The 21,997-nt window shown below is 60.4% G+C and carries 21 protein-coding genes; 14 read left to right on the plus strand and 7 right to left on the minus strand.

Translation table 11 applies throughout. The features are described 5' to 3' along the window. Positions 1–85 precede the first annotated feature (85 nt). Positions 86–3,016, minus strand: coding sequence for a putative bifunctional diguanylate cyclase/phosphodiesterase (locus AC1UK9_RS28110; protein ID WP_482578877.1), 2,931 nt, complete (start codon positions 3,014–3,016; stop codon positions 86–88). Between the two features lie 201 nt (positions 3,017–3,217). On the opposite strand from AC1UK9_RS28110, the gene uvrD reads away from it, so the two are divergent. The 4 genes from uvrD to AC1UK9_RS28130 all read left to right on the plus strand — a co-directional run bounded on the left by uvrD (position 3,218) and on the right by AC1UK9_RS28130 (position 7,582). Continuing rightward, entirely contained in the window at positions 3,218–5,401 is a 2,184-nt protein-coding gene (uvrD, locus tag AC1UK9_RS28115; RefSeq protein WP_025112633.1) for a DNA helicase II, read from the plus strand. Between the two features lie 145 nt (positions 5,402–5,546). Next, positions 5,547–5,987, plus strand: a complete 441-nt coding sequence (locus tag AC1UK9_RS28120) for an EamA family transporter (RefSeq protein ID WP_016984014.1) — start codon at positions 5,547–5,549, stop codon at positions 5,985–5,987. Between the two features lie 175 nt (positions 5,988–6,162). Continuing rightward, on the plus strand, positions 6,163–7,038 hold the full coding sequence (locus tag AC1UK9_RS28125) for a Tim44 domain-containing protein (RefSeq protein WP_025112631.1): 876 nt from the start codon (positions 6,163–6,165) through the stop codon (positions 7,036–7,038). Positions 7,039–7,174: 136 nt separating this feature from the next. Further along, the gene (locus AC1UK9_RS28130; protein ID WP_095113175.1) at positions 7,175–7,582 is read left to right on the plus strand and encodes an SMI1/KNR4 family protein; all 408 of its coding nucleotides are present in this window, start codon (positions 7,175–7,177) and stop codon (positions 7,580–7,582) included. Between the two features lie 21 nt (positions 7,583–7,603). Here AC1UK9_RS28130 and AC1UK9_RS28135 read toward each other — a convergent pair whose 3' ends face one another. After that, positions 7,604–9,367 (minus strand): cation:proton antiporter, encoded by a 1,764-nt coding sequence (locus AC1UK9_RS28135; RefSeq protein WP_482578878.1) that lies wholly within the window; start codon positions 9,365–9,367, stop codon positions 7,604–7,606. Between the two features lie 282 nt (positions 9,368–9,649). Here AC1UK9_RS28135 and AC1UK9_RS28140 point away from each other — a divergent pair, with 282 nt between their 5' ends. Then, positions 9,650–10,132, plus strand: coding sequence for an acyl-CoA thioesterase (locus AC1UK9_RS28140; protein ID WP_003229693.1), 483 nt, complete (start codon positions 9,650–9,652; stop codon positions 10,130–10,132). Between the two features lie 135 nt (positions 10,133–10,267). On the opposite strand, the gene pdxY is transcribed toward AC1UK9_RS28140, so the two are convergent. Continuing rightward, positions 10,268–11,140 (minus strand): pyridoxal kinase PdxY, encoded by an 873-nt coding sequence (gene pdxY / locus AC1UK9_RS28145; protein WP_473013983.1) that lies wholly within the window; start codon positions 11,138–11,140, stop codon positions 10,268–10,270. Positions 11,141–11,257: 117 nt separating this feature from the next. Between pdxY and AC1UK9_RS28150 the strand changes: the two genes are divergently transcribed. Then, entirely contained in the window at positions 11,258–11,671 is a 414-nt protein-coding gene (locus tag AC1UK9_RS28150; RefSeq protein WP_025112628.1) for a DUF3301 domain-containing protein, read from the plus strand. 1 nt (position 11,672) lies between these two features. On the opposite strand, the gene AC1UK9_RS28155 is transcribed toward AC1UK9_RS28150, so the two are convergent. Beyond that, positions 11,673–12,644: a CobW family GTP-binding protein gene (locus AC1UK9_RS28155; RefSeq protein ID WP_473013984.1), complete on the minus strand. Its 972-nt coding sequence runs from the start codon at positions 12,642–12,644 to the stop codon at positions 11,673–11,675. Between the two features lie 28 nt (positions 12,645–12,672). On the opposite strand from AC1UK9_RS28155, the gene AC1UK9_RS28160 reads away from it, so the two are divergent. After that, positions 12,673–13,029, plus strand: coding sequence for an NADH:ubiquinone oxidoreductase (locus AC1UK9_RS28160; RefSeq protein WP_473013985.1), 357 nt, complete (start codon positions 12,673–12,675; stop codon positions 13,027–13,029). Positions 13,030–13,033: 4 nt separating this feature from the next. On the opposite strand, the gene AC1UK9_RS28165 is transcribed toward AC1UK9_RS28160, so the two are convergent. Both AC1UK9_RS28165 and zigA read right to left on the minus strand, forming a co-directional pair. Beyond that, positions 13,034–13,684, minus strand: coding sequence for a DUF1826 domain-containing protein (locus AC1UK9_RS28165; protein ID WP_482578879.1), 651 nt, complete (start codon positions 13,682–13,684; stop codon positions 13,034–13,036). Continuing rightward, on the minus strand, positions 13,684–14,889 hold the full coding sequence (gene zigA, locus AC1UK9_RS28170; RefSeq protein ID WP_482578880.1) for a zinc metallochaperone GTPase ZigA: 1,206 nt from the start codon (positions 14,887–14,889) through the stop codon (positions 13,684–13,686). The genes AC1UK9_RS28165 and zigA overlap by 1 nt, the downstream gene beginning before the upstream one ends. 236 nt (positions 14,890–15,125) lie before the next feature. On the opposite strand from zigA, the gene AC1UK9_RS28175 reads away from it, so the two are divergent. Then, positions 15,126–15,503 (plus strand): hypothetical protein, encoded by a 378-nt coding sequence (locus AC1UK9_RS28175; RefSeq protein ID WP_025112623.1) that lies wholly within the window; start codon positions 15,126–15,128, stop codon positions 15,501–15,503. On the opposite strand, the gene AC1UK9_RS28180 is transcribed toward AC1UK9_RS28175, so the two are convergent. Then, positions 15,500–16,702, minus strand: a complete 1,203-nt coding sequence (locus AC1UK9_RS28180; protein WP_482578881.1) for an N-acetylmuramoyl-L-alanine amidase — start codon at positions 16,700–16,702, stop codon at positions 15,500–15,502. The two genes, AC1UK9_RS28175 and AC1UK9_RS28180, sit on opposite strands and share 4 nt — an antisense overlap. An 84-nt stretch (positions 16,703–16,786) precedes the next feature. On the opposite strand from AC1UK9_RS28180, the gene folE2 reads away from it, so the two are divergent. From folE2 to AC1UK9_RS28210, 6 genes are read left to right on the plus strand one after another with little or no spacing between them, the layout of a single operon-like run. Continuing rightward, on the plus strand, positions 16,787–17,683 hold the full coding sequence (gene folE2, locus AC1UK9_RS28185; protein WP_482578882.1) for a GTP cyclohydrolase FolE2: 897 nt from the start codon (positions 16,787–16,789) through the stop codon (positions 17,681–17,683). Beyond that, a complete protein-coding gene (locus tag AC1UK9_RS28190; RefSeq protein WP_473013991.1) occupies positions 17,680–18,348 on the plus strand; it encodes a metal ABC transporter ATP-binding protein in 669 nt (222 codons plus the stop codon). Before folE2 ends, AC1UK9_RS28190 begins: the two co-directional genes overlap by 4 nt. Further along, positions 18,348–19,214 carry a metal ABC transporter permease gene (locus tag AC1UK9_RS28195; RefSeq protein ID WP_482578883.1) on the plus strand — a complete coding sequence of 289 codons (867 nt, stop codon included), beginning with the start codon at positions 18,348–18,350 and terminating at the stop codon, positions 19,212–19,214. Before AC1UK9_RS28190 ends, AC1UK9_RS28195 begins: the two co-directional genes overlap by 1 nt. 11 nt (positions 19,215–19,225) lie before the next feature. Further along, entirely contained in the window at positions 19,226–20,101 is an 876-nt protein-coding gene (locus AC1UK9_RS28200; protein WP_482578884.1) for a metal ABC transporter substrate-binding protein, read from the plus strand. Next, on the plus strand, positions 20,098–20,658 hold the full coding sequence (locus tag AC1UK9_RS28205) for a gamma carbonic anhydrase family protein (protein ID WP_025112617.1): 561 nt from the start codon (positions 20,098–20,100) through the stop codon (positions 20,656–20,658). Before AC1UK9_RS28200 ends, AC1UK9_RS28205 begins: the two co-directional genes overlap by 4 nt. A gap of 3 nt (positions 20,659–20,661) precedes the next feature. After that, entirely contained in the window at positions 20,662–21,993 is a 1,332-nt protein-coding gene (locus AC1UK9_RS28210) for a dihydroorotase (protein ID WP_482578886.1), read from the plus strand. Positions 21,994–21,997: the final 4 nt, after the last annotated feature.

Genomic DNA, 21,997 nt, shown 5'->3' on the forward strand with positions numbered 1-21,997 from the left:
AGTTATACTACATGAATTGGCTTTTTGCCTGCTCAATGCGTAACTCCATGTCCCCATATCAGGCGCGATGGGGTGCATGTAGCCCTTAAAACGGTTTTTCCTGTTCGCGCAAAAGCCCGGCCAGAGCGGCAGCCTCCACGGGGCGACTGATCAGATAGCCCTGCACTTCATCGCAATGCTCGACGCGTAAAAACTCCAGCTGCTCTTGCCGCTCGACACCTTCGGCTACCACCTTCAACGACAATCCATGGGCCATGGCAATGATCGCGCGGGTGATCGCCGCATCCTCACTGCTCTGCCCCAGTCCACGAATGAACGCCTGATCGATCTTCACGTAATCCACCGGGATGCGCTTGAGGTAGCTCAGCGACGAATAGCCGGTGCCAAAATCATCGATCGCCAGCTTCACGCCCAGATCGCGCAGTTGCTGGAAGGTGGCGATGATGTGTTCAACGCTGTCGAGCAACTGGCTTTCGGTGAGTTCCAGTTCCAGGTAGTGCGGCGCCAGCCCGGTTTCTTCCAGCACCTGGCGCACCAGACTGACCAGTTTGCCCTGACGCAGTTGATGCACCGACAGGTTCACCGACACGCGGATCGGTTCCAGACACTGGCGCTGCCACTCGCACGCCTGCCAGCAAGCCTGGCGCAGGACGAATTCGCCGATCGGCCCGATCAGCCCGGTCTCCTCGGCCAGCCCGATGAAGTCCCCCGGCGGCACTCGACCCATGCTCGGATGGTCCCAGCGCACCAGCGCTTCCGCCGCATTCAGGCGCCCGGTTTGCAGGCACAGCTTCGGTTGATAGAACACTTTGAGCTGTTTGTCCTCGATGGCTTTGCGCAGCTGGTTTTCCAGTTGCAGCCGCTCCAGGGTGCTGGCCTGCAGGCTGTCGGTATAGAACTGGAAATTGTTGCCGCCCAAGTGCTTGGCGTGTTGCATGGCCATGTTCGACTGACTGACCAGCGCAGAAATTTCCCGGGCGTTGTCCGGTAGCATGCTGATGCCCATCGAAGCGCTGACCACCAACTCATGCCCCTCAACGGTCAGTGGCAGGCGCAGCTTGCTCGATAGTCGCGTGGCGACTCGCGCCAGACTCGACAAGTTGCCATAGGCATCGAACAGCACGGCAAATTCATCACCGGACAAGCGCGCGATGGTGTCAGCCTCCGGCAACGCGTTGACCAGTCGCCGGGACATTTTCTGCAGCAGTTGGTCCGCCACCTCGTGACCGAGGCTGTCGTTGAGCAATTTGAAGCGATCCAGGTTGATATGCAGCAATGCCAGACTGCGCCGTCCGCCCTGACGCACGCGCTGATGGGCTTCGTGCAGGCGCTCGCGGAACAGCGAGCGGTTGGCCAGCCCGGTGAGTTCATCGTAATGCGTCAGGTAGCGCATGCGTTCTTCGGATTCGCGCCGCGCGGAAAGATCGGCGAAGAAGCCGACGATATGGCTTACATTTCCCCGACGGTCGCGCACCGCGTTGAGTTGCAGCCACTGCGGATACAACTCGCCGTTCTTGCGGGTCTCGACCAGTTCGCCCTGCCAGCTGCCGTGCTGCTCCAGCGCGTGACGGATCGCGACGTAATGGCGCCGGGCATCACGACTGCACGGCAGTTCGACGACATTGCGCCCGAGCATGTCTTCGATGTCATAACCGGTGACCCGACTGAACGCCTGATTGATCGCGATCAGCGCATAGTTCGGGTCGAGAATCACGATGCCTTCGCTGGCCGCTTCGAACACCGTGGCGGCCAGCCTTTGCTGCTCTTCAAGGCTTTTGCTGGCGCTGATGTCGCGCCGGGTGCCGACCATGCGGATCACCCGCCCACTGTCACTGCGCTCCACGGCGCGGCCGCGATCCTCGATCCACACCCAATGACCGTCGCCGTGACGTACGCGGTACTCGATCTGATAGTCCTCGGTGCGACCTTTCAGGTGCTCGATCAGCGCCTGCTTGAGCGACGGCACATCCTCGGGGTGCAGGCGTGGCTTGAGGTCGCGCAGGATCGCCGTGACGTATTCCGGTGCCAGGCCGAACAGCTCCTGGATCTGTGTGTGGTGAACTTCGTCGGTTTGCAGGTTCCAGTCCCACAGCCCCAGCTCGCTGGCCTTCAAAGCCAGAGCCAGACGGGCTTCGCTTTTGCTCAGCGCCTGATTGGCCGCGTCCAGTTCGCGGCTGCGCTGTGCCACGCGGTCTTCCAGTTCGACCTGCGCCTCACGCAATGCACCTTCGGCACAACGGCGCTGCTCGACCTCTTTGCCCAGGGCTTGATTGAGCTGTTCGCTACGGCTCTGCGCCTGCTGCAAATGCTCGATCAGGTGCTGATTCTGGAAGCGCCGCAGTAGCCCGCGATCGATCAACCGATTGACTTGCCACGCCACCACACTCAGCGAGCCGAGCAGGATCAGCCCCAGCCAGCCCCAGCCCCGCGCCTGTTCATCGCCGCCCCAGAACAGGTAACCGATCGCCGGCAGCAGGCACGGCAAGGTAAAGGACAGGAAGGCCGGCAGGCTGACCGCGTAGGCGACGCTGGCGGACAACGTCGCGGCGCCGATCAGGCCGAACACCCAGGCTTGCTGCATGAAGTTGTCGGCGGGCACCAGCGCAATACCGGCGCCGGCCAGGGTCAGACCGGTCATGGTCGAGCCCAGCAGGAACATGCGGAACCAGATCGGCTGGGCCTGACGGTCCGGGATCGCCGAATCGAACGCGGCGACCTGAATCACTCGCAGCGCCACCAGCGACAACAACCAGACCAGCCAGATGCTGACCACGAAATAGCGCTGCGGACTCCAGAGCAAACCGGCGCAGACCAGACCATTGAGTAGCATGAACAACGTGGGCAGCAGTGAGCCCTGATAAAGCAGGCGCGTGCGTTCCACCGCCATTTCGGTGGCGTAATGCTTGCGGATGACCCGGGGTTCCACAGAGGGGCCCGACAGGTCTGAGCTGAGGGTCTTTTGCAATGTTTTTGTTCTTATAGGAGTGAGCATGGGCCCGAAACGTGGACGGAGCATACACAAGCCGATCCCGTTGCCAAACTGCTCCAGATCATAATTTGAGCGAAACTTTTCCCCGCCCGATCGCTGGCAAAACCCGCAGAGCGAGGCGGGCCAAAGCCTGTAGCCAGTGACCGACCGGTCGTCATTGGCGGCACTTTCATCGGCTAATGCAAAGCTCGGTTTGCCCGGGCCTGCGGCGCACCCTAGAATGCCCCGATGCGCGATGATCTCTCCCTTCTGCTGAACTCCCTCAACGATGCCCAACGCCAGGCCGTAGCAGCCCCCGTTGGCCGTCAGTTGGTCCTGGCCGGTGCCGGTTCCGGTAAAACCCGAGTGCTGGTGCACCGTATCGCCTGGTTGATCCAGGTCGAAAACGCCTCGCCCCACTCCATTCTGTCGGTGACCTTCACCAACAAGGCCGCTGCCGAGATGCGTCACCGCATCGAGCAGTTGCTGGGTATCAACCCGGCCGGCATGTGGGTCGGCACCTTCCACGGCCTGGCGCACCGCTTGCTGCGGGCGCACTGGCAGGAAGCGGGCTTGAGCCAGACCTTCCAGATTCTCGACAGCGACGACCAGCAAAGGCTGGTCAAGCGGGTGATCCGCGAGCTGGGGCTGGACGAACAACGCTGGCCGGCCCGTCAGGCCCAGTGGTTCATCAACGGGCAGAAAGACGAAGGTCTGCGTCCGCAACACATTCAGGCCAGCGGCGATTTGTACCTGGCCACCATGCGCGGCATCTATGAGGCCTACGAGGCCGCTTGCCAGCGCGCCGGCGTCATCGACTTCTCCGAACTGCTGCTGCGCGCCCTCGATCTGTGGCGCGATCACCCGGGCCTGCTGGCGCACTATCAGAAGCGCTTCCGGCACATTCTGGTGGACGAGTTCCAGGACACCAACGCCGTGCAGTACGCCTGGTTGCGTCTGCTGGGCAAGGGCGGCGACAGCCTGATGGTGGTCGGCGACGACGACCAGTCGATCTACGGCTGGCGTGGCGCGAAAATCGAGAACATTCATCAGTACTCGTCCGACTTCGCGGATTCGGTGACCATTCGTCTGGAGCAGAACTACCGCTCCACCGCCGGCATCCTCAAGGCCGCCAACGCCCTGATCGCCAACAACACCGGGCGTCTGGGTAAAGAGCTGTGGACCGATGGCGGCGACGGCGAAGCGATCAACCTGTACGCCGCGTTCAACGAGCACGACGAAGCACGCTACGTTGTCGAAACCATCGAAAGCGCGCTGAAAACCGGCCTGGCACGCAGCGATATCGCGATTCTCTACCGCTCCAACGCCCAATCACGCGTTCTCGAAGAAGCGTTGCTGCGCGAACGCATTCCGTACCGCATCTACGGCGGTCAGCGCTTCTTCGAGCGCGCGGAAATCAAGAACGCCATGGCCTACCTGCGTTTGCTCGAAGGGCGCGGCAACGATGCGGCGCTGGAGCGGGTGATCAACGTGCCGGCCCGTGGCATTGGCGAAAAAACCGTCGAAGCGATCCGCGACCATGCACGCCACAGCGACGTGTCGATGTGGGAAGCGATGCGCCAACTGGTGGCCAATAAAGGTCTGACCGGACGTGCTGCCGGTGCACTGGGTGCGTTTATCGAGCTGATCGAAAACCTCGCCGCCAAGTGCATGGAGATGCCGCTGCACTTGATGACGCAAACTGTCATCGAGCAATCGGGCCTCATCGCCTATCACGAAGCGGAAAAAGGCGAGAAAGGCCAGGCCCGGGTGGAAAACCTTGAGGAACTGGTCAGCGCCGCGCGCAACTTCGAGAACACCGAAGAAGACGAAGAGCTGTCGCCTCTGGCGGCGTTCCTCGGCCACGCCTCGCTGGAAGCCGGCGACACCCAGGCCGACGAGCACGAAGACAGCATTCAGCTGATGACCCTGCACAGCGCCAAAGGCCTGGAATTCCCTTACGTGTTCCTGGTGGGCATGGAAGAAGGCCTGTTCCCGCACAAGATGAGCCTGGAAGAGCCTGGGCGTCTTGAGGAAGAACGACGCCTGGCCTACGTGGGCATCACCCGGGCCATGCAGAATCTGGTGATGACCTATGCTGAAACCCGACGCCTGTACGGCAGCGAAACCTACAACAAGGTCTCGCGCTTCGTCCGTGAAGTGCCGAAAGGCCTGATTCAGGAAGTGCGCCTGTCGAACAGCGTCAGCCGACCGTTCGGCGGCAACCAGTCGATGAGCGGCAGCAACCTGTTCAGCGGCAGCGAGATTCCGGAAACCGGCTTCAGCCTGGGCCAGACCGTACGCCATTCGATCTTTGGCGACGGTGTGATCCTGAACTTCGAAGGTGCCGGCGCGCAGGCGCGGGTGCAGGTGAATTTCAGCGAGGGCAGCAAGTGGCTGATGCTGGGCTACGCCAAGCTGGAAGCAATCTGAATACTGGTTTTGCGTTTCTGTGGGAGCGAGCCTGCTCGCGAATGAAATCACCACGGCTTATCTGATAAACCGCAGTGAAGCTTTCGCGAGCAGGCTCGCTCCCACAGGGTTTTGTGTAAACCTCGATTCGACACGGGAGCAATTCATGGGCTCAGGCTTCTTTTCTTCCTGGACATTCTGGGCCCTGCTCTCGGCGACTTTCGCCGCATTGACGGCGATCTTCGCCAAAGTCGGCATCGAAAACGTCAATTCCGACTTCGCCACCCTGCTGCGCACCATCGTGGTACTGGTCAGTCTGGCCTTGATTTTGTACGCCACGGGCCAATATCAGTCCTTGGGATCGATCTCCGCCAAGAGCTACTTGTTCCTGCTGTTGTCCGGTCTGGGTACCGGCGCATCATGGCTGTGTTACTTCCGCGCGCTGAAAGTCGGCCCGGCCTCGCTGGTCGCCCCGGTGGACAAGCTCAGCGTGGTGCTCGTGGCGGTGCTCGGCGTGATCCTGCTGGGCGAGAAACTCGACCTGCGCCAATGGGGCGGCATCGGTCTGATCACGGCGGGTGTGGTGATGCTGGCGTTTCGTCGCTAAGCAATTTCTCACTGAACCTATCCAGTTTTCCTACAGCCAAAAGTACATGGCCTGATTGCCTCGACCGAGCTGAACGTAACCTGTCAGGCAAAAGCCCGAAACACTCTCTCGCTAGCCAGTAACACTTCAGCTGTGCAACATGGCGCGCGTGTCTCCACAAACGGGAATTCCCTTTATGAAACGTTTTCTTAGCATCGCCATGGCGTTGTGCATCGGCCTGACGATGAGCCTCGACGCCAACGCCAAGCGCTTCGGTGGTGGCAAAAGCGCCGGCGCTGCGCCGACGCACCAGACCAGCCAGATGGCTCCTTCTTCTCCAGGCATGGGCGGCGCAGCAGCGACCGCTGGTGCTGCCGGTGCCGCTGGCGCCGCTGCCAAGGCCGGTGGCGCCTCGAAATGGCTCGGCCCTCTGGCCGGCATCGCCGCCGGTGGCCTGCTCGCTTCCATGTTCATGGGCGGCGGCTTCCAGGGCATGCAGATCTTCGACATCCTGATCATGGCCGTGATTGCGTTCGTGATCTTCCGCTTCATTGCCGCCCGTCGACGCAAGCAGCAGGAACACCTGGCTCCGGCCGGCGCGCCGATGCAGCGTGAAGTGTTCGAGCAGAAGCCTGCGGCCATGGGTTCGATCTTCGGTGGCTCGGCCGCTCCGGTTGCTGCTCGTCCGGTGATCAACGCACCTGCCTGGTTCAACGAGCAGAACTTCCTTGCCGCCGCTCGTAGTCATTTCCAGTCGCTGCAGCAGCACTGGGACGCCAACGAAATGGACAAGATCGCCGAGTTCGTGACCCCGCAGATGCTCGACTTCCTCAAGCGTGAGCGTGCGGACCTGGGCGAAGGCTTCCAGTCGACCTACATCGACAACCTGCAAGTGCAGCTGGACGGCGTGGATGATCGTGCCGACAAGACCATCGCCACCCTGACCTTCAGCGGCGTGTCGAAGACCTCGCGTTTCGACCAGGGCGAAGTGTTCAGCGAAAGCTGGAACATGGAACGTCCGCAGGGCGACAACCAGCCTTGGCTGGTGGCCGGTATCCGCCAGAACGGCTGATCCCTCTGCGCTACGCATGTGGTAATAAAAACCCCAGCCTCGGCTGGGGTTTTCTATTTCGCGGTTGCATCTATAGCGAGCTACTGTATAAACCGGCCCATATAAACCGCGCCATTCAAGCAAGAGGATCCCGGACGTGGAAGAAATCATCGAACAACTGCGCGAAGCCAACGAACCCGTACCGGTTCCCCTGGAGTTGCCTGACGAAGACCAGTTGGTTGAAGTCGAAGAAGAACTCTTCATCAACATCCCATTTGTCTTCAAAGAGTTTTTGCTGACCGTCAGCGATGTGGTTTACGGCAGCCTTGAGCCGGTGACTGTCACCGACCCGCAATCGCACACCTACTTGCCGGACGTCGCAGCCAATGCGTGGGACATCGGTGTACCGCGCGACCTGATCCCGATCTGCCAGGACGGCGACAACTACTACTGCGTCGAAGAGGACGGCACCGTGGTGCTGTGGTCCGGCGAAGAAGAGTTGATCACCGAAGAGTCCTGGGAATCGGTCTGGCATTGGGCACGGGACGTCTGGCTGGAAAGCTGAGTGGCCAGACGCCCCGACTGATCAGTGCCCCGACGACTCCTTGTGGTTGTCGAGGGTTTCCAGCAGGGCCACCTGCATCCGCGTGTGCACGCGGATGAACCAGCGCCAGAGCATCGCCGCCACGGCGGCCGCGACCACGGCGATCAGCACCAGCAACTTGTTGGTCGGCAGGATACTGGCCGACAAGGCTGCCAGCAGCAGGAAGATCACCAGCAACGAGAGAATCGGGATCACCTCGGAGATCACCCGCCGCACTCGCTGGGTGTGCCGCCCGGCCATCTCCGGCTTCACGCCCATCTCCGCCAGCAGCATCGACAGCGCCTTGAGCTTGCGATAAGCGGCGATCAGAAACGGCAACGACAGCATCAGCGCCCCGCCCCAGATCAAGGCTTTCTGCCAGCTCGGGTCGCCGATCCAGTCCTGCATCCACACCGACAGCCGTCCGGCAAAGAACGCACCGCTGAAGAAAATCGCGATCACCAGCGCCAGATTGACCCCGACCTGCAGCAGGATCCGCCGAATCATCGCCGCCAGCATCGCACCCTCGCCTTGCGGCTGGATGCTGCGCAGCCATTCGCCGTACATTCCGAACACCCGCCCGAGACGCTTGGGCACTGCGGCAGACAGCTTGATCGACAGCGGATCAGCCGCGCGAATCAGGTACGGCGTCAGCAGCGTGGTAATCACCGAAACCGCCACCGCTACCGGATACAGGAAGTTGCTGGTGACCTGAAGTGTCATCCCGAGTGCAGCGATGATGAAGGAAAATTCGCCAATCTGTGACAGCCCCATACCGACGCGCAGTGAGGTGCGTCCGTCGTTGCCGGCGATAAACGCGCCGAGGCCGCAGGACAACATCTTGCCGAGCACAACAGCCACGGTAATCACCGCGATCGGCCACGCATATTGCAGCAGGATCATCGGATCGAGCATCAGACCGATCGCCACAAAGAAGATCGCACTGAACAGGTCGCGCACAGGCTCGATCAGGCGCTCGATTTTCAGCAACTGCCGCGACTCGGCCATGATCGCACCGATCAGGAAGGCGCCGAGCACCATGCTGTATTCGAGCTTGACCACTAGCAGGCAGAAACCGAAGCACAGGCCCAGCACGGTGATCAGCAGCATTTCGTTGCTTTCGAATTTGGCGACGTACGCCAGCAGGCGCGGCACCAGCAGAATGCCGACCACCAGCGCGACGATCATGAACAGCGACAGCTTGCCGACCGTGGAAAATACTTCACCCGAGCTGACCGTACCGCTGACAGCGATGCTCGACAGCAAGGCGATGATGCCGATGCCAAGGATGTCCTCAACGATCAATACGCCGAAGATCAACTGGGCAAAGCGCTCGTTCTTCATCTTCAGGTCATTGAGCGCCTTGACGATGATGGTGGTCGAGGAAATCGCCAGGATCGCCCCCAGAAACAGCGAATCCATGGTGTTCCAGTCGAACCAGCGGCCGATTTCGTAGCCGATCCAGATCATCAGCACGATTTCGAGGAACGCCGCGATGAACGCCGTGGCGCCGACCTTGAACAACTTGCGCAGACTGAATTCGAGACCCAGACAGAACATCAGGAAGATCACCCCCAGTTCGGCGAGGGTCTTGATGGTTTCTTCGTCGTGGATCAGGCCGAACGGCGGCGTGTGCGGGCCGATGATGAAACCGGCGACGATGTAGCCGAGCACCACCGGCTGCTTGAAGCGGTGAAACAGCACGGTGACCACACCTGCGACCAGCATGATCACTGCCAGGTCCTGAATAAAGCTGATGGCATGCATGGTGTGGGCTCCTTGTATGACGTGACCCGCGGTCAGACATCAGAAAGGTCTGAGCGAGCTGGGTAAAAATCCGCTTTTGGTGTGGGAATTGCCCTTGGACAGGGCCTTTTGCAGGTTAACACCGCGACTTCCGGCTGGAAGGCGGTGCAATATAAGGAAACAGATCGATACCGGCGTGACGGCAGCCAGTCGCCTGGCGTCCCGATAACGGTGCTTTTGAAAAAGCGACCAGGCACCCGCAGAGGTGCTTCCAGCAATCCAGCCTTGATCCGTGAGAACGTTATGGAACCCGGAAACGCCCAACTGTCGATGACGGTACTGATGACCCCCGACATGGCCAACTTCTCTGGCAATGTCCACGGCGGTACCCTGCTCAAATACCTCGACGAAGTGGCCTACGCCTGCGCGAGCCGCTATGCCGGCCGCTACGTGGTGACGCTGTCGGTGGATCAGGTGATTTTCCGCGAGCCGATCCATGTCGGCGAACTGGTGACCTTCCTCGCGTCGGTCAACTACACCGGCAACACCTCGATGGAAGTCGGCATCAAAGTGGTGACCGAGAACATCCGCGAGCGCTCGGTGCGCCACACCAACAGCTGCTTCTTCACCATGGTCGCGGTGGATGACCAGCGCAAACCGGCGGCAGTACCGCCGCTGCAACCGCAGAACAGCGAAGACAAGCGCCGCTACATGCAGGCTCAGCAGCGCCGGCAGATTCGCCAGGAGCTGGAGAAGCGTTATCAGGAGATCAAGGGCGACGCCTGATCAGCCCTTTGGAATGATGTCGCTTTACAGATATCTTTCGCGAGCAAGCCCGCTCCCACATTTAATCGCCGTTCCCCCATGAGAACGCGGCCGAATGTGGGAGCGGGCTGGCTCGCGAATGGACGTAACGCGGTCTTACAGACTGATCGCCGTCGCCTCGAATTTCACCCGCGGATGCGCGATCCGGTCCTGCGCCCGTACCAGTTGCAGCTCATAGCTGGCACACGCCTGGGTCTCCAGCAGCACTTCATGCACCGCCGCTGCGGTGAACTCAAACGCCGCCACCAGACTGTCGCCCAACAGCACCCGCGCCAGGAACAGTCCCGACGTCAGATCGCCCACGCCCACCGGCTGACGCGGAAACGCCAGCAGCGGACGGCGCAGGTGCCAGCTTTCGTCAGCGGTCACCAACAACATCTCGAAACCATCTGCCGGCTTGCCCGGATAATCCAGATGCTTGACCAGCACTGCTTTGGGTCCGCGCGTCAGCAGCGCCCGAGCCATCGCCAGGCAATCGAACAGCGACTGCGGCTTGCGCCCGGAGAAGCTGTCCAGTTCCAGCTGGTTCGGGCACATGATGTCCGCCACTGCCGCTGCTTCCTCCAGCAGGAAATCGCTGACTTCAGCCGGCACACTGCAGCCTTTTTCCGGGTGGCCCATGACTGGGTCGCACAAGTACAGCGCCTTCGGGTTGACCGCCTTGATGCGCGCAACGCCACTGAGAATCGCCCGGCCTTGCGCCGCGCTGCCTAGGTAGCCGGAGAGCACCGCGTCGCAGTTGCCCAGCTCGCCAATGGCAGCGATGCCTTCGACCAGTTCGGGAATCTGCTGCGGCGCCAGCACTTCACCGGCCCATTGGCCGTACTGGGTGTGGTTGGAAAACTGCACGGTGTTGAGCGGCCAGACATTCACCCCGACCCGCTGCATCGGAAAAACCGCAGCGCTGTTGCCGGCATGGCCGAAGACCACATGGGACTGAATGGCGAGCAGATGAGGCGTACGTTTCATTCGGGTTATTCCGTAAAACGATTGAAATTCAAGCCGCGCAGTATGCGACGAAACACAGCCTGTACGACAGACCGGCGACGCAGTTAAGCTGGACCTATCTTTTGGAGTTTCCTGTTGATGCTGACCCTTGAAAACATCTTCGTGCTGATGCTGTTCGCCGCTGCCGGCGCATGGCTATGGCACAACCACGGCTTGCGCGAGCGGGCGCTGGAGCGGGTCAAGCAGCATTGCATCAACGTCGGCGTCGAGCTGCTGGACGGCAACGTGGCGTTGAAGAAAATCGGTTTGATCAAGGATGCCAGCGGTCGGCGGCGCCTGGCCCGGGTCTACAACTTCGAGTTCACCGTGACCGGCGAAACCCGGCACAACGGCACCATCACCCAGTTTGGCGCGCACAGCGCGCAGATCGAACTGGCGCCCTACCCGGCGCCGTTCGACGACACGCCGCCGGTGGTCGAAGTCACCCGCCCACGGGCCGAAGTGATCGAGCTGAGTCAGTGGCGCCAGGAACACAACAAGTGGAAGCCGTAAACTAATCCGCCCGAACCCGGCATCGCGCCAGGCCTGCCTGCAAAGCATCGATATGCTGCGAATCGGCGAAGATCAGTTCGATACGCGAATCCCGGCGCCATTCGCTCGGCTGCCAGTTGAGCTCAGCGTTATCCAGAGCATTGGCCGAAACCCAGCCCTCATCGCTGTGGATAACCAGCTTGGCCCGCCGCCAGTTCAGGGCCTGTAGCCATGCGCTCATGCGTTGCGTATCGAACGTCTGGCCCGGATGCCAACGCCAGCCGATGCTCCAGCCGCCCTCCTGCGCCTGGCTAAGGCAAATCGGCACTGCCGGATCGCTCCAGAGCGCCGGGATCGGCCCTGCCCCCTTGGGTACGGCGAAGTTATCCACACCCGCTACGGCTTGCGCAGTCACACCCGGTAGCTCAAGCAAAGGCAGTTGCGCCTGCTGTGTCCAGATCAGCCTGACCCGCGGCAAACGCTCGGCGATGGTCTGCCGCATGGCTTCATCCAGACTTTCGGCTTTGTTCAGTAACAGCAAACCGGCGCAGGCCAGCGCCTCCTGCTGAGCGGACGGCAAGGTTTTCCCGGCAGCTAGCGCCTGTGCATCCAGCACCAACACACAGGGCTGCACTGCGAGCACACCCCGCCATGGCGCCTCGCTCAATTGCTTGAGCAATTGCGCCGGATGCCCCAGACCGGACGGTTCGATGAACAGCCGATCCGGCCTGGCCTTGCGCAGTAAACGGCCGAGGCCGATCTGAAACGGCGCGCCGTTGACGCAACACAAACAGCCCCCAGCGACTTCACCCAGTGCGATACCATCGGCGTCGCGGGTCAGCAGCGCGGCATCGAGACCGATCTGGCCGAATTCATTGATCAGTACAGCCCAGCGCTCGTCGTCCGGCCGTTGCGCCATCAGTTGGCGAATCAGGCTGGTCTTGCCGGCGCCCAACGGGCCGGCGATGACATGGGTGGGAATGTTCTGCAACATGGCTGGGCGTTTTCTGAGAGGACTGGACATGCGTTGGATGGGATGGTCGTTGCTGTTGATGCTGGTGTCGAGCGAAGCCTTGGCTCAAGCCTGCGTTGTGCACAGCCAGGGTGAGCGGCTCGACGTCAAGGTCTGTCAGCAGAACCGCAATATTCCCGAGAAATTGTTCAGCGATGGTTTCTGCCAACCGACCCTGGCCGGGCAAAAAGTCGAGGTGCAGTACGTCGACCAGTGCCCGAGCGGCGCGTTCGGCGTGTGCAGCAACGCGCAAGTCGCCAATATGCCCTATCGCCAGGATATCCACTATTACGGTGTTGCCTCCGACGCGGCGTATTTAAAGCCGTACTGCGAAGGCCAGAGTCAGGGCAAGTGGCTCAAGCCTTGAGCCGTCAAGCGAGCCAGTCGAGGGTCAGCAGCAGCCGTCGTTCACCCAGTGCCGGTTGCGGGGAACGATGAATCAGGCCGAAGCCTTCATTGCCATGCCACTTCTCGCCTTTCAATAGCGCCACGTCCCCGCTCTGCAGTTGCTGGATCTGCGCCATGTCCTGCGGCTCGGCGTTCGCCTGGCCCAACTGCTCGCGATCCATCACCCCTTCCTTGAGCCACTGACTGCCGATTCCCGCGTACGTGGTGATCAGGCGCACCGGCACATGATCGACATGGAAGCGCGGGCACATGGCCTTGTCCAGCACCCGCAGGCGCAGGCCGACACGGCGTGCACCCAGCAAGCAGGCGAAGGCACTGACCAGCCATTGCAGATCAGCGATAAAACCTTCGTGGCCTTCCAGATCACGGAACCCGGCTGCCAGTCCGCTGAGATCGGGGTCAGCGTCTTCGTCCGGCAATTCGATGCAGAGCGACTGCGCCAAAGGCTCGTTGAGCGACAGCAGCAACGCTGCGAAATCGGCGATGTGCAGCGGCATTTGGCGCTGCCAGACCGCGAGATTGACGTCATCTTCAAGGATTCGCGTGAGGGTTTTCGGCGTCGCCCCCTGATGCTGGCAGCGCGCCCGGTTCTGTTGCAGTTTGAGCGCAAGCATCAGGCGGCCTCGTCGTGCCAAGGGCCGAACGGATCCGGCAGCAAGCGCCAACCTTCGGCGCCAACGGCCATTTCCTGATCCGTCAGCAAGCAGGCGTCGAGTTCAGCAGAGAGCTGTGGAAAATCGATGTTCTGACCAATGAACACCAACTCCTGACGGCAATCGCCGACACTCGGCGTCCAGTTTTTCATGATTGCGGCGGTGCTTTCCTGATCCTGCGGCCATTGGTTTTTGGGTATAAAACGCCACCAGCGTCCGGCAAAACCGTGGCGCATCAGGCCGCCCGCCTGCGACCAACTGCCCGCATCGGTGGCTTTACTGGCGAGCCAGAAGAAGCCTTTGGAGCGCAGCAATTTACCGTTCGTCCACGGACGGTCAATGAAGTTGTAGAAGCGCTGCGGATGAAACGGGCGACGCGCCCGGTAAGCGGTGGAGGCAATGCCGTACTCGGTGGTTTCCGGCACATGTTCACCGCGCAATTCCTGTAACCAACCCGGGGCCTGGGCGGCTTTTTCGAAATCGAAACGCCCGGTGTTGAGGATCTGCTCCAGCGGCACCTCGCCCATCACCATCGGGATGATTTGCGCCTGGGCGTTGAGGCGCTTGAGGATTGCCGTCAACTCGTCGCGCGCCTGGCGGCTGATGAGGTCGATCTTGCTGATCAGCAGGACGTCGGCGAACTCGATTTGCTCGATCAACAGATCGGTGATCGAGCGTTCGTCTTCCTCCCCCAAAGTTTCGCCACGGGAAGCGAGACTCTCTGCAGCCTGGTAATCGATGAGGAAATTCATGCCGTCGACTACCGTAACCATGGTGTCGAGTCGCGCAACGTCGGCGAGGCTCTGACCCTGCTCATCGCGGAAGGTAAACGTCTCGGCGACAGGCAGCGGTTCGGAAATTCCGGTGGATTCGATGAGCAGATAATCGAAACGACCTTCGCGGGCGAGTTTGCTGACCTCTTCAAGCAGGTCCTCGCGTAACGTACAGCAGATACAGCCGTTGCTCATCTCTACAAGTTTTTCTTCAGCGCGGTTCAGGCTGACATCGCGCTGGACTTCGCTGCCATCAATATTGATTTCGCTCATATCGTTAACGATGACAGCGACACGCAAACCTTCTCGATTACGTAGTACGTAATTCAAAAGTGTACTTTTTCCGGCGCCGAGAAAGCCTGAAAGAACGGTTACGGGAAGCGGGTATGACATTGGATAATCCTCATCAGGTGGTGGCCGATGGGCGCTTATGCCGGGAAATGGCATAACGCACCGCGTTCTCTGGCTTCAAAACAGCGTTGTGGCAGAAGCAGACGCTTTAAATCGGCGAGCTCAGGCTCAATTCAAATTTAATGTTATATTATAACAATATGAATAAGCCAGACCCGCTCTTGCTCAAACCGACAAAGAGCAGGAAGCTGCACGCAATCTGCCCGTCCGGAACCGTGATGAAAAAAGCCCTGAAATGCTCACTGCTGAGCCTTGCATTGCTGTCGGGTGCCAACGCCTGGGGACAAACCCCAATGCTCGCCAACTGCACACGCAGCGCCAATCTGCTGGCCTGTGTCGATGCGCAAGGCAATGCTTACAGTGTGAATACGGTGGGCAGTACGATTTACCTGCGGGGCTTTGAAAACGACGGCAAACGCTACTGGGCGCAGACCAACAGTCGTTTTGGCCAACTGACGTTCTTCACCGGAATCGCCTCTGACGGAGAAGCCTGGGTCGGCTACACCCGTCGAGTCGGCTGGACGACGATCAATCGCTTTTCCAGCTCGGGAGGCAGCAGTGCGAAATTCACCTGCAGCCGGATCACTGGCTGCTAGACCTGCGCTTTTTGCTGATCCAACTGCCAGGCGATGTAGCTGTCGATCGGCGGGTTCTTCTGAAAATAACGCTGCAATCCTTCGAACAAACCGTCAGCGATAGCCTGTTGGTGTCGGGTCGTCACCAGCCGCTGGCTATCACGCGCGTTGGAAATGAAGCCGGTTTCCACCAGAATCGACGGCACATCCGGCGACTTCAAGACGGCAAATCCCGCCTGTTCCACGCGCTTCTGATGCAGCGTGGTGATGCCTTGCAGACTGCCGAGTACAGTGCTGCCGAGTTGCAGGCTGGCGGCGATGGTGGCGTTCATCGACATGTCGAGGATCACGCCGGCGAGCATCGGATCCTTGTCTTTGAGATTGAGCAGACTGGTAGCGCCGAGCAGGTCCGCGCCATTTTCGCGCTGCGCCATGAAGCGCGCTGTCGCTGACGTCGCGCCGCCTTCCGACAGGCAATACACCGAAGCTCCCGAGGCCGTCAGACGCGGTGCTGCATCGGCATGCACGGAGATAAACATGTCGGCCTTGTGCTGACGAGCGATATCCACACGCTTGCGAAGTGGCACAAAAAAATCGTCATTACGCACCAGTTTGACGTCGAAACCTCTCTCTTTTTTCAGCCGTTTGGCGAGCAACTGCGCGATGGAAAGTACGACGTCTTTTTCTCGCTCGCCCTTGGCACCGACCGCGCCAGGGTCTTTTCCGCCGTGTCCAGGATCGACCACAACAATGATGTCGCGCTTGGCGTGAGGCTTATTGGTGGGTGTTTCACGTGGAACCATTGCCGTGTTTGGAGCCTGCCTGGCGTTCACCAGATCCAGCACCAAGCGGTGACCCTGGCCGTCCTGCGGCGCCAAAAGAAAGCTGTTCAACAGCACTGGATTGTTCAGATCGAGAACGATACGGGTATCTCCCTGACCAAAGTGCCCGGAGCGGATGGCGCGAATAGCCGTGTTGACCAACACCAATTGACTGAAATCACCACTCAAACTTGCCCCGGACAGATCAATGATCAAGCGTTCCGGGGCACTCAGGGAGAAGGTTTTGTAGCGGACGGGGCCGCTTAAATCGAAGACCAATCGCAGCTTTTCATCAGAACGCCAGAGCCGCGCGTTGCGTACCTGAGCAGCTGACACACTGAACGGCAAGGCGAAGGCAGCGCTGGCCAGGAACAAATTGAGCAAATGGCGTCTGTGCATATGAAAACCCGTTCATGAAAAAGGCATCGTGATTTGAATTGTTATAATGTAACATTCAATTCAATCAACACGATGGTCCCGAACATGAATTCGCTGACACTTCCGGATATCGCCACTCAAGCCGCTCGCCAAGCACTACCGCTTGAGTGGGTGGGAATGCGCGGCATTGCCTTGCCCGTTTTATTCGAGGGCCAACGCCTGAGCGCGAAGGCTGATGCGGGCGTTAGTCTCGATGATGGCGAGGCACGCGGCATTCACATGTCACGGTTGTATCTGGCCCTGGCGACGCTTGAGCGGCAGAACCTTTCTCCACGGGTTTTGCGTCAGGTACTCGAGGATTTCCTGGATAGTCACCATGGTTTATCCAGTAACGCCTACCTGAGTATCCATAGCGAAGTTCTGTTGAAAAGGCCGGCGCTGGTCAGCCCATTGGCCGGATGGAAAAGCTATCCAGTGAGCATTTGTGCCAGCTTGAAAAACAAAGTGTTCCACGTGGAACTGAAAATCGAGGTGCCCTACTCCTCAACTTGCCCGTGCTCGGCAGCACTAGCGCGGCAGTTGATCCAGCAGCAATTCATTGATGATTTTGCCAACAAGCCACTTCAGCACGCAGAGGTTCTGGCGTGGCTTGGATCAAGCCAAGGAGTCGTTGCCACGCCGCATAGCCAACGCAGCACCGCGCAATTGCACATGGACCTGGAGGAGTTCATCGACGAACTGCCTTTGAGCGTAATCATCAACGACGCCGAAGCCGCGCTCGGTACCGCCGTGCAAACCGCAGTTAAACGCGCCGACGAACAAGCTTTCGCTCTGGCCAATGGGCAAAACCTGATGTTCTGCGAAGACGCCGCGCGGCGACTCAATCTGGCCCTGCGCCGCTCGCCTGGCGTCAGCGGATTCCACCTGCGAGTGATTCATGCTGAAAGCCTGCACGCCCACGATGCCGTCGCCGAAAGTCATTGGCACCGGGAGCTTGCATGATCCGCTGCCATACCCTGAGCTGGGGCGCCCCGGGCCAACCGCTGACCTCCCCACTCACCATCGCGCTGGAAAGCGGCAGCCTGAGCGCTATCGTCGGCGCTAACGGCTGCGGCAAAAGCAGCCTGCTGAAAGTCATCGCGGGATTGCAGAAACCGTTATCCGGAAAAGTCGCGCTAGGCGTTCCACGCCAAGGTGGACTGTCGTTCCTACCGCAACAGCAACACCTCGACCGACAGTTCCCCATCAGTCTTGAGGAACTGGTGGCCGCTGGTTTCTGGGGCCGACGACTATCGACACAACTGCGCGCACAACGCCTGACCAACGCACTCGAACACTGGCACTTGAACGGGCTCGAAAAGCGCCCACTGATGGCTCTCTCTGGCGGCGAACTGCAACGCGCGTTGCTCGCCCGTTTAAGCCTGGCTGACGCGCCGTTACTGCTTCTCGACGAACCCCACGCCGCACTCGATGAACTGGGTCAGCAATTGCTCTGGCAACACATCCACGCCTGGCACGCCGAAGGGCGAACATTGCTGGTGGTCTGCCATGACCTTGCGGCCGTTCGCCAACATATCCCGCAGACGCTGTTAATCAAAAATCGGGAATGCGCGTTCGGCGCCAGCGCCGAACTGATCCAGCAAACACCCAGCACGCAGGTGGCCTGATGCTCGCCGTCAGCCATTTCTGGCAACCGTTCAGCGAGTTCGTATTCATGCGCCGAGCGCTATTGGGTGGATTGCTGCTGGCCTGCAGCACGGCGCCACTTGGCGTGTTCCTGATCCTGCGGCGTATGAGTCTGATCGGCGACGCGGTCGCCCACGGCATTCTGCCAGGCGCAGCATTGGGCTTCTGGTTCGCCGGCCTGAGTCTGCCCGCGTTGACCCTGGGTGGTCTGGGTGCCGGCCTGAGCATGGCTGGGCTTGCCGCCTGGATCACCCGACGCACTGGCCTGCGCGAAGACGCCAGTCTCGCCGCCATCTACCCGATCTCCCTCGCCAGCGGTGTGTTGATTCTCGGCATCGCCGGCAAACGCCTGGACTTGCTGCACCTGTTGTTCGGCTCGGCACTGGCGGTCGACGGCCCTACACTTCACGGCATGTTATGGGTCTCGGCACTCAGCCTGATCGCCATGGCAGTCATCTACAAACCGCTGCTGCTCGACACCCTCGATCCCTTATTCCTGCAAACCGTCAGCCGTCTCGGCCCCCTCGCCCACGGCGTGTTCCTGACCCTCATCGTGCTCAATCTGGTGATCGGTTTCCAGGCCATTGGTGCCTTGATGGTGGTCGGCCTGATGATGTTGCCAGCCGCTGCGGCCCGTTTCTGGAGCCGACGCCTGCCAGTGCTGATCGCCATTGCGGCGCTGATCGGTTGCCTGTCGGTGTGGCTCGGATTGCTGCTGTCATTCGACTACTCGCTGCCCAGCGGGCCGGCCATCGTCCTGGTCGCCGGTGGCGCTTATCTGCTGTCCGTGGTGTTCGGGCCGGTCCACGGTCTGCTGCGCCGCCCACCTTCGCTCACATCCCAATGAGGTGTTTTCCGATGCGCGTTCTACTCGTGCTGTTCAGCTTGCTGCTGTCGATGTCGTTGTCGGCGGCGGAAAAATTGCCGGTGGTCACCAGCTTCAGCATCCTTGCCGACATGGTGCATCAGGTCGGTGGCGAGCATATTCAGATCACCAACATGGTCGGCCCGGACGCCGATGCACACACCTATGAGCCGACACCGGACGACGCCAAAGCGCTGCTCAAGGCCAAGTTGATCATCAAAAACGGGCTCGGCTTCGAACCATGGCTCGATCGCCTGGTAACCAGCACCGGCACCCAGGCTCCACTCATCAGCGCCAGCCACGGTGTGATTCCGCGTTCGCTCGATGAAGACGGCGAGACCATTCCCGACCCGCATGCCTGGCACAACCTGGCCAACACCGAGTTGTACATCGCCAACATCACCAAGGCGCTGATCGCTGCCGACCCGGTGAACAAGGCCGACTACCAACGCAACAGCCAGACCTACCTGAAACAGATCTATGCCCTGCTTGCCGAAGCCAAGGCCAAGCTCGGCTCATTGCCGCCGGGCAATCGCAAGATCGTCACCAGCCACGATGCGTTCGGTTATCTCGGTCAGGCGTACGGTATCGACTTCATGGCCCCGCAAGGTCTCTCCACTGAGCGTGAACCTTCGGCTGCCGAAGTGGCCGCACTGATCACACAGATCCGCCAGGCCAAAGTCAAAGCGGTGTTCATGGAAAACATCAAGGACGCGCGCCTGCTCAAGCAGATCGCTGACGAAAGCGGCGCGCACATCGGCGGCACGTTGTACTCCGATGCCCTCGCCGCCAGTGGTCCGGCCAGCACCTTTGCCGGGCTTTTCGAATACAACCTCAACACCCTTTACAACGCACTGAGCCAACCATGATCCGCAAGAATCCTTCAGGTGATCTGCCGCAGATTGCCGAGTCGGCCTACGTCGACAAAACCGCGATCATCTGCGGCAAGGTGGTCATCGGCGAAAACGTGTTCGTCGGTCCCTACGCCGTGATTCGCGCGGATGAGGTTGACGCCTCAGGCGCGATGGAGCCGATTACCATCGGTGCCAATTCGAACATCCAGGACGGCGTGGTAATCCACTCCAAATCCGGCGCCGCCGTGACCATCGGCGAATTCACCTCGATCGCTCACCGCTCGATCGTGCATGGCCCCTGCGTGGTCGGCGACCGGGTATTCATCGGTTTCAACAGTGTGCTGTTCAATTGCGTGGTCGGTGACGGCTGCGTGGTGCGGCACAACTCGGTGGTCGATGGCCGCGATTTACCGGACGCGTTTTACGTGCCCTCCACCACCCGCATCGGCCCCAACACCGACCTCTCGCAGTTCCCGCCGGTGAGTGTCAGCGCCTCGGAGTTTTCCGAAGACGTGGCGCGCACCAACGTCGATCTGGTGCGCGGGTACAAAGCCTTGCAGAACGAGTTCTGAACCATGAGCAGCGTGCTGATTCGCAACGCAAGACTGGTCAACGAAGGACGCGAATTCGATGGGGATCTGTTGGTCAGCCATGGCCGCATCGTCAAGATCGCGCGCACTATCGACGGCGAAAATGCACGGGTGGAGATCGACGCTCGTGGCCAGTGGCTGATACCGGGCATGATCGATGACCAAGTGCATTTTCGCGAACCGGGAGCACCGGCAAAGGGCTGCATTCACACCGAGTCTCGAGCGGCGGTAGCCGGTGGCATCACCAGCTTCATGGACATGCCCAATACCCAGCCGGCCACCCTCACCCTCGAAGCGCTGGCCGACAAAAAGCGTCGGGCGGCGATCAACTCTGTGGCCAATTACGGCTTCCACTTCGGCGTGAGCCAGGACAACCTCGACACGGTCGCCGCGCTGAATCCCTGCGAAGTCGCCGGGGTCAAAGTGTTCATGGGTGCCTCCACCGGCAACATGCTGGTGGATGACCCGAAGATTCTCGAGCGCCTGTTCGCCGAAGTGCCAACGATTCTGTTGGCCCATTGCGAACACACGCCGAGCATCGAGGCCAACGCAGCCCGACTGCGCGAGCGCCTGGGCGAACACTTGCCGGCCAATATCCATGCGCGGGTGCGCGATGCCGAGGCTTGCTACCGCTCCTCTTCACTGGCGGTGGAACTGGCGAAACGGCACGGCACCCGCCTGCATGTCTTGCACCTGACCACCGCTCGCGAACTCGAGTTGTTCGCGGACAAGCCGCTCGTGCAGAAACACATCACGGCTGAAGTCTGCCTGCATCATCTGCTGTTCGATGACCGCGACTACCCAGCCCTGGGCAACCTGATCAAATGCAATCCGGCGATCAAGACCCGGGCCGACCGAGATGCCTTGCGCGCGGCGTTACTGACTAATCGACTGGATGTGATCGGCAGCGATCACGCACCGCACACTTGGGAGGAAAAGCAGCGCCCGTACGCCGAGGCACCTTGCGGTTTGCCGCTGGTGCAACAGGCTTTGCCGGCGCTGCTGGAACTGGTGGCCGACGGCGTGTTGCCGATCACCGCGCTGGTGGCGAAGACCAGTCACCGGGTGGCAGATCTGTTTGCGATTCCCGATCGGGGTTATTTGCGTGAGGGCTATTGGGCGGATCTGGTGCTGGTTGAACCGACGGCTCTGGAAGTGTCTCGGCAACCGATTCTGTCGCAGTGCGGTTGGACGCCGTTTGCCAACAGAACCTTCCGGCACCGGGTGAATACTACGTTGGTGTCGGGGCAAATTGCGTGGGATGGCGGACGGATCAATGAAGGGTGTCAGGGCCTACCGTTGCGGTTTATGCGCTGATCAT

Source organism: Pseudomonas sp. AK-TSAG1-1, from assembly GCF_056821665.1.